Here is a 14,119-nt window from a genome sequence, read left to right as displayed (position 1 = left end):
TCCTCTCGTTTTTTAGCCGTTCTCGACCAGGTCGTACACGTACTCAATGGCCTCGCCGATGGTCTTTTTCCGGCGGAAGGTCATGTAGGGGATCTCCACATCAAACTCGTCCTCCAGGAAGGTGGTGATCTGAGAATAATGGACCGACTTGGCATTCAGATCCTCCACAAAACGCAGCTCTTCGGTGAGCTCTTCGGGCTTTTTCCCAAACAGGGGCGCTGCCCGCTGAATCAGCTTGGCCTTTACTTCTTCACGCACAGATGCAGACATTTTAATACCCTCCATTGTTGAAAATGAATAGATTTAGCAACGTTCCTTGCTTTCTTCTGGTGTATTGTACTATAATAAAAAGCAATTCAACATGTGCTGGAGTGTAAACAAACCGACAAAAAATGCGGTCTCTTTGTGTTCCAGCACAATAGGGTGAAATGGAGGAAACGGGTTTGGAATTGTTTCGCCTGCTGGAAGAAGCGCAGTTCAAAGACGTGACCTGGCTGCGCTCCGTTGACCGCCAAGCCGAGATTGAGACCTTCTTGCCGGCGGATAACGATGATGCGCCGGAAATCGGCGTACTGTATGTTGGGCAGCTGGAACAGCTGCCCCCGCCCCGGTTTGGCATCAGTTGTCTGTGCATTGGTCCCCGGCCGGATGAGGACCAGCTGCCCGCCTGGGAGGGGGTCAATCTGGTGTGGACCTCCAGTCCGCCGGAGAATGTAATCCGGCAGGTCAGCCAGTGCCTGTCCCAGCAGTATCGCTATCAGTCTGCCTGCGGGGAGCTGGTGGGGGCCCTGTCCACTGGTCGGGGCCTGCAGCATCTGCTGGACTGCGCCTACCGTGTTCTGGGGAATCCCATGATCGTAGTGGATACCAGCTACAAGATCCTGGCCATCAACTCGGATCTGACTCTCCAGCGGGCGGACCTGACCCGCCAAAAAGACGTGGGATATATGCTGGATGCCAACATCAATGCCATGAAGCGGGCCAAGCTGTATGAGTGCGCCCGTCAGTTTCATTATCCCTATTACAACAAGGAGCCGGACGCCGCCCACGGCTGGATCACAGCTCTGGTCTACTCCGACGGTATTGAGGTGGCGCAGATCGGCGTGATGGACTGCAACCGCCCATTTACCCACTACGATTTTGAACTGGTGAATTTTCTTTGCCGCCTGGTGGCGCTGGAACTGCAGAAAAACGACTTTTATGGCAACAACGTCAGCCTGCAGCACAGCGTACTGCTGGCCGACCTGCTCAACGGGAATGTGACCGACGGCGAAACAGCTACCGTTCGCAGTGCGCAGCTGGGATGGACGCTGACCGACAACATGTACATCATTACCGTGTTCGACCAGAGATTCGGCGTATTTGACCGGAAAGCGCGGCTGGTGTCGGAGGCCCTCCATTCGCTGCTGCCCAACAGCCGCTGGGTCATTTATGACAATAAGATCGTATATTTCACCGCTTACCCCGCCGACGGTGCGGCGGATGATAAGACCAACACAGGACTGCTGGAGTATCTGTCCAAAAACAAGCTGCGGGCAGCGATCAGCGGACGCTTCAAAACGCTGCTGGAGCTGCGCTGCGCCTATCAGCAGAGTCTGGCCGCGTTTGAGCTGGGGTGCCGGGTCTCGCCTGACCGGACAGTCTACAATTACCGGGATTATCTGCCCTATCACATTGGCGAGCTTCTGTCTCAGCATGCGCCCCTGGGTTCCTTCTGCCGCCCGAACGTCATCCGGCTGGCGGAGTATGACCGGGCCAACCAGACCCAGTATCTGGCTACCCTGACCAGCTACCTGAAGTACGCGGAGACCCCGCATAAGGCGGCGGACGAACTATTTATCCACAAAAACACGCTGTTTTACCGCATCCGGCAGATCAAGGAGCGCTTTGGCCTGCGGCTGGAGGACGGTAGTGAGCGGATGCGCATAGGACTCACACTGGCCTTTTTGCAGCTGATGCAATAGAAAAAGAGGGGACGGTCCAACGGACTGTCCCCAAGCAGTTAGTATTTTTGCGGCATTATTGCCTACTCTTTAGTGGGCTTTGGTCTGTCAACCGTACTGTTCAATTTCTAAATCGCCCGAAATAAAAGAGAGTAGCTACTTCATTTCTCTTAGGTCTGCCTAGCTATGCCATCCATCTTTATTCGGCAAGCATGTGATGCCCTGTATATCTTACTGAGGGATTTTGATGTTCCGTCCGACTGGGATACAAAGCAGGATCGGTTGCTGCAACAGATCACCAAACTTACAGATAAACAGATACTGGCATTGATTTCTTTTTTAGAAACGTTGGCCAAATAAAAATGGGGTTCCCGCTAATACGGGAACCCCAGATAATCCAGCAGGGCGTACTTGCTGATTCTCCACTCCCGGCCAACCGTGACGGCCGGGAGTTTCTCATTCTGGATCATCCTGCAGATCTGCTGGCAGCTAGTTTTGAGCAAAATTGCTGCCTCTTTGACCGTCAGGATCTCGCTCATGCTCAGGGATCCTGATGGAAGTTGCTGCTTTGGAGCTAGTAGCTCCACTGCTACTTGTAGATAGCGTTGTGCAGCTTCTGCACACCAGCCTTGAGGAATCCCCAGTTACCGAACTGATTCTCTACCGGGCTGATGGCATATTTGTCGGCGTGTTGTCTCAGCTCACTTTTGTCCAACTCAAAGAGACGGCACAGTTTCGGAATGGTATAGAACTCTTTCATATCGCGGTAGAGGACATACTTCATTTGCAATAATGCTGGGGGCGTGACCATTACTGGTTGAGCACAAATTTAGAAAAAACACATAATAACAATGTTGAACCTATAATGAAGGCCTACTCTTCGGCAAGAATACAGAATTGCTTATCCGCCATTCCTGAGGCTGAGAACCAACTATTATTGTTACCGTCTTCGAACGAATAAGGAAGCCCAGGGAGCTATACTCCCTGGGCTTCCTTTCTTTAACTGAGATACCGCAGCGATCAGTAGGTGGGAAGCGTACGATAGCCCGCGGTCTCATAGGTATCGAAATCATAGTCCACAATTCTTCCAGCCGCCGTCAGTTCCCTCTGAACAGAGAGCCACTCTTTCAGATAGTCCAGGCGCTCAATGATATGCGCAAAGTAGGTGATGGAAAGCTCTATCTCAGAGGGCCGTGCCACAGAAAGCCAGATCTTTACGTAATCCAACTGCAGGCGCACAAACCGCTTGATCAGCAGACGCAGCTGATCCTCCATCTGCAGGAATTGGGCAATATCCACCCGCCGTGTCTGGAAGGCCTCCAGCAGCTGTCTGCTGAACGCCAGCTTGTCGGTCATCAGCATAAAGGCGTCCGTCAGATACAAAAGCTGATCTTTGATGTTACCGTCAGCCAGGCTGTCCAGCGCTTTTCTGGCCTCCATCACGATCTCCCTGACCTGACCGCACACGGAAGGCGTGATCTGGAAGTAGGGGCGCAGCGGATGCTGGGAGTGTCGTTCCAGCACCGGCTCGATCCCCTCCGGAAGAGACAGATCATAGGCACGCAGCGTCTCCGGCGGGACCATTCCCCGGATGGCCTGGCCAAATACAGGCTCATCAAAGAGGGCCATACCACATTCACTTCTGTTTTTGGACCAGAACGGCGGGATCTGATAGATCTCCGCCAGCTTCCGTACCACGTTGGCATAACCCTCAAGTCCCAGGACCTGATCGACCTGGGCGGAGACCAGCTCTGCGCCGGGATCGTTCCCCTGCCACGCAGCGGAGCCGCCATAGGCATAAACATAATAGCCGGGACCGGGCTGGGCATAGGCGCCATGGTCATTCCAGTCGGTCAGCAGCATGCCGTCCGCCCCTGCGTCCATGCCTTCCCGAAGCAGCTGCACAATATTGGAGACTGCGCCATCCAGACGGGGAAAGAGGGTGTTCCAATTTCCCGTACCGGGACAGACCCAGAATTTTCTCCCGCTGGCTCCGATCTTGGCAGGCGTCCCGTAGTGCTCCTTAGGATCATAGCACCAGTCTAGATAAATGACATCATCGGGCATCTGGGCCATGCTCTCCGGATTGCGCAGGAATACGTCGGCAAACGCCATAATGTGCTTTCCATATTTTCCGGCCAGCTGATGGATCCGCTGAAAATAGGTGAGATAGAGATCCTCTCCGCGCGCCTTTGCATCCGCACTCTGCCCGCAGCCGATGTCGTAGGGCTCATCCAGGCATACATTGAGCCAGGGGCTTTCAAACAGGGGCAGATATTCCTCATACAGCTCGTCCAGCAGCTGGAACGAGCCCTCAGAGGTGGTGCTGAAAGACCAGAACATATCGCTTTCCGAAAGCGCCATGTGCTCCGGCCGGGTCAGAATGCGCCGACAGTGCCCCAGGGACTGCAGGTTTGCCTGCAGCTCGATCCCGTTGGCCTTACACATCTCCTGCAGAGCGGTGATATCCTCTGCCGTCAGCGGATCGCTGTCGGCACAGATCTCAGGGTGGCGCTGGAAGTCAAAGGTATGCTCAATATAGAGCTGCAGCACATTATAGCGCAGCTTGGACAGCAGGGTCACCAGTTCCATCAGGTACTGACGGGTAAATACCTTTCCGCGGGAAACGTCCAGCATCAGGCCCCGGTGCTTCAGGGAAGGGTAGTCCCGGATGGTCAGGCAGGGCAGCGTATCATTCTGGGCCTGAGCCAGCAGCTGACCCAGCGTATCCAGACCATAGCGCAGGCCGGCACTGTCTGCGCCCTGTACCACGATGCCGCTGGTGGAAACCGACAGCACGTACCCCTGCTCCTCCTCTGCGGCGGAAATCTCGATCGGCTCACCCGCAGTATAGCGGAAGGGGTGACTTTCCTCCTGCGCCGTGGGCAGCAGGTGCTCGGGAAATTCATTCCACCAGCGCGCTTCTACCGGTTCGCTGCAGGACACCAGTCCCAGAGCGGAGAGCTTGCATTCCCCCTCCTGGGGATGCAGTTGCTTTACCATGGGATAAATCTTTATGTTCATTCAATCTCACCTATTTTTATACTTACTGCCTGTGGGAGCTACTGCCAGGGATAGGCCCGGTCCCACATGTTCTGGAAGTCCGACGTCCACAGAACTCCATAATGTTCTGCTGCCGTATAGGGCACGTCGGCAGTTCCGTGATCCAGCCACGCCTTGCGCTGCTCCGCCAGCCATGCAGCTGTTTTGCCCATCTGGGCGCCAGCCCGGTCAAACAGCGAGAGGCTGGTCTCAATGCCGATGCGGCGGGCCCGCTTCATCCACACTGTAATGAATTCATCGCGGAGCAGCTGGAATGTCTGATACTGAGCCCGGATCTGGCAGATCATATCCAGCATCTCGTCGCCGCTGCAATGAGGATCGTCCAGCCGCTCCAAAATGCGGTAGGCCAGCTCTCCCTTCTCAGCGATAAAGCAGGTCATCTTGGCCGCAAGGGTCAGCTCACTTACCAGGTTTTCTCCAAACAGCGCTTTCCAGTGGCTGTCCGGGTAATCCCATCGGGCCGCATCCTCCCGGGTAGCCTCCAGCAGCTCCAGGGCCTGTTGACCTTTTTCCTTCAGTACCGCAAAGGCCTCCCGGCTGATCTTGGGGTAGCGCTCGTTGCCATGCATGGCCAAACCATTCAGCATATCATCAAAGAAATAATAGATGGTCATGGTCTTGAAGCCGGTCTGGATATTGGGAGCCAGATTGGAGTCCATCAAAGCCCGGAAGGCACCAGCCACCCGACTGTCAGGGAAGATGAGCGGCCAGGCATGCTTTTCAAAGGTTTCTGGCGTCTGATCCGCCGGACCGAAGGTGTGGACCGCGCCGAACAGATACCCGTACAGACTCAGGCCCAAAGGCTGCATGTGGCCATAATCGCCCCAGTCGGTCACAAGGAAGCCGTCCGCCCCCAGCTGCTTTGCCCCTGCGGAATAGCCGGAAAGATTGACATAGGAGTTATACACCCGCGGGAAAATGGAGTTCCAGGTGCTGACGCCGCCGGCGGCCCAAAACTCCCGTCCCAGAGGCGGGTATTCCAGCAGGGAGGGATAATGCTCCTCCGCATTGTAGTTCCAGTCAATCACGGCCACATTTTCCGGAAGCCGGTCCATCAGCTCCGGATATTTGTGGACTGCGTCTCCAAAAAGCAGGATCTTTTCCGCACCGTGGCGGCGGGCAATCTCAATCACCCGGCAGATGTGTTCGAAAAACACCGTCCCCTTTCCCCTGCTTTCCACTGCCTCTTTGCTGAAGCCGGTACCCAGATCATAAGCTTCATCCATATTGATATTCAGGGTATGGGAAGAAAACCAGGGGAGCGTCTCGGCAAATTCATCTTCCAGGAAGTCGTAGACGCTTTCATTGCCCGCGGCCAGAGAGAACAGGCTCTCATTCTCGGCCAGACCGCTGTAACCGGGCAGGCGGAGTACACCGTGCATATGGGAATAGGTCTGGATGCAAGGCTGGAGCTCAATAAAGTAGGACTGGCACAGCTCATCCAAAGACCGGATCTGCGCTTCGGTCAGCACGCCGGTAAGGGAGCCTACCAGCGGATGCTTCTTCAGAGCCAGCTTGTCCTCACAATAGAGCTGAAGGATGTTGTATCCCAGGTCCGACATCCAGACCACCAGGTGCTCCAGATAGTCCATTGTGGGGATCTTGCCCCGGGATACGTCCAGAAAGACACCCCGGTTGGAGAAGCGGGGCCGTCCCTGGGCCGTTCCCTCGGGCAGAGTACCCTTGCCCTGGAAGAGCAGCAGCTTCAGGGCGGACAGGCCATAGTGCAGACCACGCAGGGTGGCGCTTTCCAGGCTGATCCCGGCGGGACTCAGAGCAAGCTGGTACCCCTCCGGCTCCCACCCGGTATCCCGCTGGATGACAGAGAGCGGGATACCGCTCATCCGAAGGGGCAGTTCTCCCAGTCCCCGGTACAGTGCCTTCAGAAGGGGTTCCTCCGCTGAAAGGCGGAACCCATCGCAGGGGAACTGCTTCTCAGTCTGACTGACCCAGTTAAGGTTTGGAATTGATCGCATGATTTTCACCTTTAGAGCGGTTATCCGCCTGCTTGCGCAGGCGGATAACCGGTTTTTGTTTCCTTATGCCTTGGGACCAAGCTCTCCGTTGAGAATCTTGATCACCGCGAAGTTGTCGTCGCCGGCGCTGTTCTGATACAGCGAGTCATCGCTGCCCCAGTCGGTGCGCATGCCGTTGCTGGTGATATACTTGGACCACTTGGTGTAAATGGGGAGGTAAGGCACCGTCTCATTCACAGTGACAGCAATCTTCTCCACCGCTTCCTTCTGAGCGTCCACATCCCAGCCCGCCGTAGAATCGATGAGCAGCTGGTTCAGATCCACCTGGCCGTAAGCTTCGGTGTCCTGGATCATGGAATAGCCCAGGCCCTTGGAGGCGTTGACGTTGCTGACCAGCAGCGGGGTCTCATAGGCAAACACGGGGTGAGGCTGACCGGTGCCGAAGAAGGAGAGGGCGATCTGATAGTCGCCGTTGCTGATGTTGTTCTGACGCATGGTGGAATCAATGCCGCTGACGGTGGTCTTGATGCCGAAGGTGGTCAGCTGCTGGGCGATCTCGCTGGCAGCGGTGGAGGCATCGCTCCAGGCAGTGGGACACTGAAGATCCAGGGTGAACTGCTTCCCGCTCTCCAGATACCACTGACCGTCGTCCTTCTGGGTCAGGCCCGCACTCTCCAGGAGCTGGCTGGCCTTCTCGGTATCGGTCTCATAGTTGTTGAGCTTGCTGACGTCCACCCAATTCTCCGTCATGGTATCGCCCAGGCCGGTGATGTACTTGGTGCCCCGGGACACGCCGGGCAGAGCCAGCTCGCCCACCCGCTCGCGGTCAATCACATAAGCCAGAGCCTGGCGGACCTCCACTTTGTCAAGCGGCTCCACCGCCTCATTGAAATACAGCGCGATGCCATCCACGCCGGCCACCTGGAGCATGTCATAGCCCATGCTCTCAAAGGTTGCCATAGTGGCGGAAGAGAACTGGTGGGTCAGGAAGTCCACCTGACCATTGAGGACCAGCGGGGTCAGATCGGCCACGTCGCCGTTATAGACGATCACTTCACTGAACTTGACGGTGTCGGCCAGGAAGGAGCTCTCATTCTTCTTCAGGACGGCACAGGACTCGTTCACGTTGGCCGGATCCAGATAGTAGGGACCGGTGGCGTTTACGATCTCAGGACGGAAGACGCTGAAATCGTTGGACAGCTCCTTCCACTCGGCAGATTCCTCATCCTTGCCGGCGTCCAGCAGCGCCTGCACCTGCTCCGCATAGGAGCCGTAGGTCAGATAGTCCACCATGGGCTTGCGCAGGACGTACCGCAGCAGCAGCGTAGTGGGGGTCTTTACGGAAAACTCCACCTCATAGTCGGAGACCATGGTCACCTTGTCCACATAATCCCACACCGGATTGGCCATCAGGCGGTAGATCATAAAGGTGGTCCACACATCTTTGGAGGTAAAGGCCTCGCCGGTGCGCCAGGTCACGTCCTGGCGCAGGTTCACGCGGAAGACACTTCCATCCTCGGAGACCTCCCAGGACTCAGCCAGCATGGGCTCGTAAGTATCGGTCTCCGCCACGTAGGTGGCCAGGGGCAGCTGATGCAGCTCCCGATAAAACTTCAGCTCAATGGCGTTGGCCACAAACATATTGTAGTGGCCGGTGGGCGGAGTGGAATAGGGCCAGCCGCCTACAAATGCCTGCTCAGTGGCGGTTCCTGTGGGAGCAGATGCATTGGGGTCCGTCGTGCTGGACGGATTCTGCCCGCAGCCGGGGAGAAGCATGAGTCCCGACAGCATAGCAGCTGCAAGGACACCGCTCAGGATGGATCTGGCGCTTCGTTTCATCTTTCATACCTCCGTGTTTTATAATTGCTTTCATCAGACAAAGACTTATTTCCGACGGCTTTTCCAAAACAGGAATCCGGCACCTGCGCCGATCATAAGCAGACCCAATATGATGTTAATACCATCCATCACATAGGCTGCCGTCCCCTTCTCGGTAATCTGCATCATGCAGACAGAGAGGACAAGAAATACGACACCGACTGCCATGAGAAATTTTGCGAAGTTAGTCATACATCAGAACCTCGGTACAGATGACAGGCTACCCGATGCCCCTCGCCCACAGAATAGAGGGGAGGCAGCTCACAGTCGCACAGTCCGGCTATTTTCTGCGGACATCTGGGATGCAGGGCGCATCCGGTGGGCAGGTGCTGGAAGGAGGGAATATCAGTCCCCTGGAGGGTATACCGCTCACCCTGGTAACGCTCCAGGATGTCGCTGCTGCCCACAGCCGCAGAAAGGATCGCTTTGGTATAGGGATGCTTGGGGGCACTGACCAGTTCATCCGTCGGTGCCTCTTCCACTGCTCGTCCCAAATACATGATGGAGACCCGCTGGCCACGGGCAAAATACCGTCCCAGCGCCAGGTCATGGGTGATGAAGAAATAGGATACGTTGCGCTCCTCCTGGATCCGCTTCAGGGTACCCAGGAGGCTGATGCGCAGGGAGGTGTCGATCATACTTGTGGCCTCGTCCACCACGATGAGCTTGGGGTCCATGGCCAGAATCCGCGCAATGGATACTCGCTGCCGCTGGCCGCCGGACAAAAAGCTGGGATATTTGTCCACAAAATCCTCCACCGGAGTGAGGCCAACGGTCTCAAGCAGCTCGGTGACCTTCTGATAGAGCACATCCATGTTCTTGATCTTCTGGTGGCGGCGGATGGGGTTGGCGATGATGTCAAAGACCATCAGCGCCGGATTCAGCGACTCATAGGGGTTCTGGTGGATCAGCTGCACGCTGCTGCGGAATTTCTTCCAGCTCTCCCCTTTCAGCTGAGAGACCTCCTGCCCTTCAAACTGATAGGAGCCCGCCGTATAGCTGCTCAGCCCGGCAATGATCTTTCCCAGAGTGGTCTTTCCGCAGCCGGACTCACCCAGCACACATACGGTCTCACCCTGGCCGATGGTCAGGTCGATATCCTGAAGGATGGTCACCGCATTGCCAAATTTCTGAGGAAAGGACTTTCCAAGGCCCGTCAGGCGAATCAGTTCACTCATGTTCTGTCCCTCCCATCATCGGATTCCAGCAGGCGCAGACGTGCCCGTCTTCGCCCACACACTCCAGCGGCGGCATCTCTTCCCGGCACTTCTGGACGCAGTGGCCGCAGCGGGGTGCAAAGGGACAGCCGGGCGCAGCGTCGATCATGTCGGGCGGGCTGCCCGGGATGGAGTACAGCTCACTGCTGTCCATGGTAAGTCTGGGAATGGCGTTGATCAGTCCCTTGCTGTACGGATGGCGGGGATGATTGAAAAACTCCGCCACCGGGGCCCGCTCCACCACTCTGCCGGCATACATGGTCACCACAGAATCCGCAAGCTCCGATACGATGCCCAGATCGTGGGTAATGAACAGCAGACTGAAGCCAAACTGTTTCTTCAGCTCGTTGAGCAGTTTCAGGATCTTCTCCTGGGTCAGTAGATCCAGCGCCGTGGTGGGCTCGTCCAGGATAATCAGTCTGGGCTCCAGCAGAAGTGAAAGGGCGATCAGAGTCCGCTGCTTCATACCGCCGGAGATTTCGTGGGGATAGGATTCCAGCACCTTGTCCGGATCCAGCATCACAATACGCAGCAGCTCACGGGCCCGCTCCATAATCTCCTCGCGGCTTTTGCCCGGCTTATGCGCCTTTACTGTGTCGATAAACTGGGTCTTGATCCGCTTAACCGGATTGAAGGAACTCTGGGAAGCCTGAAATACCATGGAGATCTGCTCCCACAGGATTTTTCGCAGTTCCTTCTGACTCAGATCCAGGATGTTGCAGCAGGTACCGTCCGCTTGCCGGAACAGCATCTTGCCTTCCGTTACGGAAGCCGCATTGGGAAGGGCCCGGACAATGGATGTGGCAAGGGTCGTCTTGCCGCATCCCGATTCTCCAATCAGCGCCACAGCTTCCTGGTCGCCGATGGAAAACGACGCGCCCTTGACCGCCTGCAGCGGTCCGCGCTTTGTCTTGTAGGCGATGGATACGTTTTCCACCTGGAAGAGCGGAGCTATCGTTTGGGTTTGGTGTTCCACGGTCCATGCCTCCTTATTTTCTCAGGGACGGGTTGAATACGTCTTCCAGCGCCTTGCCTGCCCAGACCAGGGAGATGATCAGCAGACAGATCATAATGGTAGGCGCCAGGATATACCAAATGGAGTTGGGGTTGTAGATCGCGCCCTGGGTCCAGGCCTGGTTGATCATGACGCCCCAGTTCTGCTCCAGAGGCAGCAGCCCCAGGAATACCAGGCCCACCTGGGAGTAGATGGACGCCCGCATCAAAAGGGTGAAGTTTACGATGATGAAGCCCATCAGATTGGGGAGGATCTCCTTTAGAATAATGTGGCCCAGGCCCAGGTCCTGCATGAAGGCAGCCTCAATAAATTCCCGCTCCCGCAGGGAGAATACCTCCGCGCGGATGGTGCGGTACAGGCCGGCCCAGGACAGGATACCCAGCACCACAGCCAGCGTGAGACTGTCCAGCTTCACAAAACCGGAGAGCACCACCAGAAGGGGGAAACGGGGAATGGACAGCCACACATCAGCCAGGAAGCTGAGCACTTCATCAAAAACACCGCCAATGATGGCAGAGAATGCGCCAAGCAGCACACCCATCACCATACCGATGGTCGCCGCGATGAGACCGAACACCAGCAGCTCTCTGCCGCCGTTGGCAATCTGCGCCCAGATGTCCCGGCCCAGATAGTCGGTACCCAGTATATGCGCGGAGCTGGGTCCCTGCATGATTTGAGACGGATCGGACATTACGTCCAGCGGGAACACAACGGGAGCCACAATGGAGAGAATAATGATGGCCGTCAGAATACAAAAGCCAGCAAAACCAGCTTTGTCATGCAGAATCGCAAACCGCATCTGTGCCAGTGTTTTCTTGAACCGGCTGGATTGCGACAGGGTAATATAGGGGGCCTCTTTTTTTGCCATAGGATCAGCCGCCTTTCTTCTGGCCCTTGATTCTGGGGTCAAGGACCACATAAAACACTTCGGCAAGGAAATTGCACAGCACGATTGCGATGCTCATAATCAGGAATACGCCCTGCATCAAGGGATAGTCACGTCCGTTGGTAGCGTTCAGCAGTTCCAGGCCAATGCCCTGGTAGACGAACAGCTGCTCAATAATCAGCGCGCCGCCCACGATGAGGCCCAGACGCATGGCAAACTCCGTCACAATGGGGAGCATGGCATTGCGGCCAATATAGGAAAAGAGGATCTTTCCCGGCGGAAGGCCCCGGATTTTTGCCATGGTTACATAGTCTGTGTTCAGGCAGCTGGTGGTGCAGCCCTTCATCAGCAGGATCCAAACGCCCAGCTGCGACAACATATAGGTAAGAATGGGGATCAGCGCATGGAGGAACACATCCTGAATGAACGCCAGGTTCCACCCCGGAACCACGCCCATGCTGTAGTTGCCCCGCAGCATCTGGATGGGGATCAGGGTGCTGCCGCCCCAGGTGAACACACCGAAAAACAGCAGCAGGAAAATGGCCAGCAGGAAGTCCGGTATGGCACTGAGGAATGAGGCAAAGCCGGTCACCAGGGGCTCATACCACTTGTCCCGTTTGAAGGCCATAATGGTACCGATCACAATGCCCACCACAAAGGAGAGCAGCAGACCGGAACCTACGGTAAACAACGTCCATGGGAGTCGCGATGCGATAATCTGCATCACCGGAACACCGGGAGACAGCAGCGATTCTCCGAAATCCAGCCGAACCGCCTTGCCCAGATACTCAAAATACTGTGCGCTCAGAGGCTGGTCCAGGTCCATATCGAAGAGGAAGGACGCCCTTGTTTTCGCGTCTTCATAGGTCATACCGTACTGGACCATCTGATCTTCGATATAGCGGTCCACTGGATTGGACGGCATCAGGCGGACCAGGAAAAAGATAATGGTCATGACCACCCATACCGTCACAAGCATTTTCAATAGTCTTTGGAGCAAATAGATCGCTGTTGCCTTGGGCTTCATCCCTGCATTACCTCCTCGATGGTGGCCTCTATATACTTGTCCGTCACAAGGAGCGCAGCCCCCTTTGCCGGGTCCAGACGCGCATCGCCGCCGGCAATCACCACCGGCACCGGTACGCTGTCCCACAATGTTTTCAGCTTTTCCAGCTCTTCAGGTGTACGGTCGTTCAGATAGCTGCCCGCCAGCACAATGCACTCCGGGTCCAGCAAATATGCCGTTTCCATCATGTGGGGAATGATGGCCGGCAGGAACTGCTCCGCCGAGGCCTCGCCCCGCTTCAGTTGGTCGGCATACTCGATAAATTTTGCACCCTTCTCAAAAATTTCACCGGCAGCCCCTGCGCTGCCACGGTATATGGAACCGTTCAGAAGCAGGCCGCAACCAATGCCGAAGGGGATCTGGTTCAGCAGATAGAGCACCAGATCTTTCTGTTCCCGCCGGACGTTATAGTGGTACAGCTCAGCGGCACAGTTGGCATCGTTCTCCACGATTATGGGGATATGCGGAAATGCCTGCGTCAGCGCTTCCTGCAGCCCTGTAAAATTCCAGAAAGACTTTTCGGTGCCGCTGCCATGGCGCCAGCCGGACTTAATGGTGCCGTCCCGGCGAACAATGCCCTTGATGGCAATGCCCACGCCCTTGATCTGCGGAAACTGCTCCAGCTCAGAGGCCACCGCACTGATCACCGCTTCTTTGACAGACTGTCCGTCAAAGTCTACATGGGCGGCACTCAGGGTGGTCCCATCAATACCAATGCGGTACGTGTCGATCCAGTCGTCCTCCACATAGAGCCCGAGAAAAGACGCATGCTCGTTGTTGAGGCAGATCACATTTCCAGGCTTTCCTACCTTGCCCTCCTGAAGTTCCTGCCCCACCGTGCGAATCAGATCCACACTTTTCAGGTCATTTACCAGATAGGACACGGTAGATGCCTGAAGTCCGCAGTACTCTTTGATACGTGCCTGCGTCAGGGGACCATATCGCCGCAGCACCGCCAGAAGCTGTGCCAAGTTTTGTCTTTTTTCTGTGCGTTTATTCATCTTAGTTCCCCCTATCCTTCCGCATTTGGTACAGCCGCATTTTATTCGTTCAAACTATGAACAAAATATATCAC

At 55.9% G+C, this 14,119-nt stretch carries 13 protein-coding genes; 2 read left to right on the top strand and 11 right to left on the bottom strand.

Going from position 1 to position 14,119, the window contains the following annotated elements; all coding sequences use genetic code 11:
• Nucleotides 1-12 precede the first annotated feature (12 nt).
• The gene (locus J9789_RS02995) at nucleotides 13-270 is read right to left on the bottom strand and encodes an acyl carrier protein (protein ID WP_245185002.1); all 258 of its coding nucleotides are present in this window, start codon (nucleotides 268-270) and stop codon (nucleotides 13-15) included.
• A 173-nt stretch (nucleotides 271-443) separates the two neighbouring features.
• On the opposite strand from J9789_RS02995, the gene J9789_RS02990 reads away from it, so the two are divergent.
• Complete coding sequence (locus J9789_RS02990; protein ID WP_209342141.1) at nucleotides 444-1,964, top strand: helix-turn-helix domain-containing protein; 1,521 nt, start codon at nucleotides 444-446, stop codon at nucleotides 1,962-1,964.
• Between the two features lie 353 nt (nucleotides 1,965-2,317).
• Here the strand turns inward: J9789_RS02990 and J9789_RS02985 are convergent, their stop codons facing one another.
• On the bottom strand, nucleotides 2,318-2,482 hold the full coding sequence (locus J9789_RS02985; RefSeq protein ID WP_209342140.1) for a helix-turn-helix domain-containing protein: 165 nt from the start codon (nucleotides 2,480-2,482) through the stop codon (nucleotides 2,318-2,320).
• A gap of 29 nt (nucleotides 2,483-2,511) precedes the next feature.
• On the opposite strand from J9789_RS02985, the gene J9789_RS02980 reads away from it, so the two are divergent.
• Nucleotides 2,512-2,736, top strand: coding sequence for a hypothetical protein (locus J9789_RS02980; protein ID WP_209342139.1), 225 nt, complete (start codon nucleotides 2,512-2,514; stop codon nucleotides 2,734-2,736).
• A gap of 227 nt (nucleotides 2,737-2,963) precedes the next feature.
• Here J9789_RS02980 and J9789_RS02975 read toward each other — a convergent pair whose 3' ends face one another.
• The 9 genes from J9789_RS02975 to J9789_RS02935 all read right to left on the bottom strand — a co-directional run bounded on the left by J9789_RS02975 (nucleotide 2,964) and on the right by J9789_RS02935 (nucleotide 14,045).
• Nucleotides 2,964-4,967, bottom strand: a complete 2,004-nt coding sequence (locus tag J9789_RS02975) for a glycoside hydrolase family 20 zincin-like fold domain-containing protein (protein WP_209342138.1) — start codon at nucleotides 4,965-4,967, stop codon at nucleotides 2,964-2,966.
• Between the two features lie 38 nt (nucleotides 4,968-5,005).
• The gene (locus tag J9789_RS02970; protein WP_209342136.1) at nucleotides 5,006-6,982 is read right to left on the bottom strand and encodes a glycoside hydrolase family 20 zincin-like fold domain-containing protein; all 1,977 of its coding nucleotides are present in this window, start codon (nucleotides 6,980-6,982) and stop codon (nucleotides 5,006-5,008) included.
• Between the two features lie 63 nt (nucleotides 6,983-7,045).
• Nucleotides 7,046-8,821: an ABC transporter substrate-binding protein gene (locus J9789_RS02965; protein ID WP_209342135.1), complete on the bottom strand. Its 1,776-nt coding sequence runs from the start codon at nucleotides 8,819-8,821 to the stop codon at nucleotides 7,046-7,048.
• A 45-nt stretch (nucleotides 8,822-8,866) separates the two neighbouring features.
• Nucleotides 8,867-9,052, bottom strand: a complete 186-nt coding sequence (locus J9789_RS02960) for an LPXTG cell wall anchor domain-containing protein (protein WP_209342133.1) — start codon at nucleotides 9,050-9,052, stop codon at nucleotides 8,867-8,869.
• Nucleotides 9,049-10,038, bottom strand: coding sequence for an ABC transporter ATP-binding protein (locus J9789_RS02955; protein WP_209342131.1), 990 nt, complete (start codon nucleotides 10,036-10,038; stop codon nucleotides 9,049-9,051). Before J9789_RS02955 ends, J9789_RS02960 begins: the two co-directional genes overlap by 4 nt.
• Nucleotides 10,031-11,053, bottom strand: coding sequence for an ABC transporter ATP-binding protein (locus tag J9789_RS02950; protein WP_348633619.1), 1,023 nt, complete (start codon nucleotides 11,051-11,053; stop codon nucleotides 10,031-10,033). The genes J9789_RS02955 and J9789_RS02950 overlap by 8 nt, the downstream gene beginning before the upstream one ends.
• A 13-nt stretch (nucleotides 11,054-11,066) precedes the next feature.
• Nucleotides 11,067-11,960: an ABC transporter permease gene (locus J9789_RS02945; RefSeq protein ID WP_209342129.1), complete on the bottom strand. Its 894-nt coding sequence runs from the start codon at nucleotides 11,958-11,960 to the stop codon at nucleotides 11,067-11,069.
• Between the two features lie 4 nt (nucleotides 11,961-11,964).
• A complete protein-coding gene (locus J9789_RS02940) occupies nucleotides 11,965-13,005 on the bottom strand; it encodes an ABC transporter permease (RefSeq protein WP_209342127.1) in 1,041 nt (346 codons plus the stop codon).
• Nucleotides 13,002-14,045, bottom strand: a complete 1,044-nt coding sequence (locus J9789_RS02935) for an ROK family transcriptional regulator (RefSeq protein WP_209342125.1) — start codon at nucleotides 14,043-14,045, stop codon at nucleotides 13,002-13,004. Before J9789_RS02935 ends, J9789_RS02940 begins: the two co-directional genes overlap by 4 nt.
• Between the last annotated feature and the right edge of the window lie 74 nt (nucleotides 14,046-14,119).

Source organism: Flavonifractor sp. AGMB03687, assembly GCF_017811815.1.
In the GTDB taxonomy this organism is placed as follows: domain Bacteria; phylum Bacillota; class Clostridia; order Oscillospirales; family Oscillospiraceae; genus Flavonifractor.
The sequence above is the reverse complement of the archived record's forward strand: the minus strand, read 5'-3'. Positions and strand labels throughout refer to the sequence as shown.

Excerpts from the sequence above, each read along its gene's own strand:
- J9789_RS02985 (WP_209342140.1), bottom strand. The coding sequence starts at position 2,482 with ATGAGCGAGATCCTGACGGTCAAAGAGGCAGCAATTTTGCTCAAAACT.
- J9789_RS02995 (WP_245185002.1), bottom strand. The coding sequence starts at position 270 with ATGTCTGCATCTGTGCGTGAAGAAGTAAAGGCCAAGCTGATTCAGCGG.
- J9789_RS02960 (WP_209342133.1), bottom strand. The coding sequence starts at position 9,052 with ATGACTAACTTCGCAAAATTTCTCATGGCAGTCGGTGTCGTATTTCTT.
- J9789_RS02975 (WP_209342138.1), bottom strand. The coding sequence starts at position 4,967 with ATGAACATAAAGATTTATCCCATGGTAAAGCAACTGCATCCCCAGGAG.
- J9789_RS02940 (WP_209342127.1), bottom strand. The coding sequence starts at position 13,005 with ATGAAGCCCAAGGCAACAGCGATCTATTTGCTCCAAAGACTATTGAAA.
- J9789_RS02945 (WP_209342129.1), bottom strand. The coding sequence starts at position 11,960 with ATGGCAAAAAAAGAGGCCCCCTATATTACCCTGTCGCAATCCAGCCGG.
- J9789_RS02935 (WP_209342125.1), bottom strand. The coding sequence starts at position 14,045 with ATGAATAAACGCACAGAAAAAAGACAAAACTTGGCACAGCTTCTGGCG.
- J9789_RS02955 (WP_209342131.1), bottom strand. The coding sequence starts at position 10,038 with ATGAGTGAACTGATTCGCCTGACGGGCCTTGGAAAGTCCTTTCCTCAG.
- J9789_RS02965 (WP_209342135.1), bottom strand. The coding sequence starts at position 8,821 with ATGAAACGAAGCGCCAGATCCATCCTGAGCGGTGTCCTTGCAGCTGCT.
- J9789_RS02970 (WP_209342136.1), bottom strand. The coding sequence starts at position 6,982 with ATGCGATCAATTCCAAACCTTAACTGGGTCAGTCAGACTGAGAAGCAG.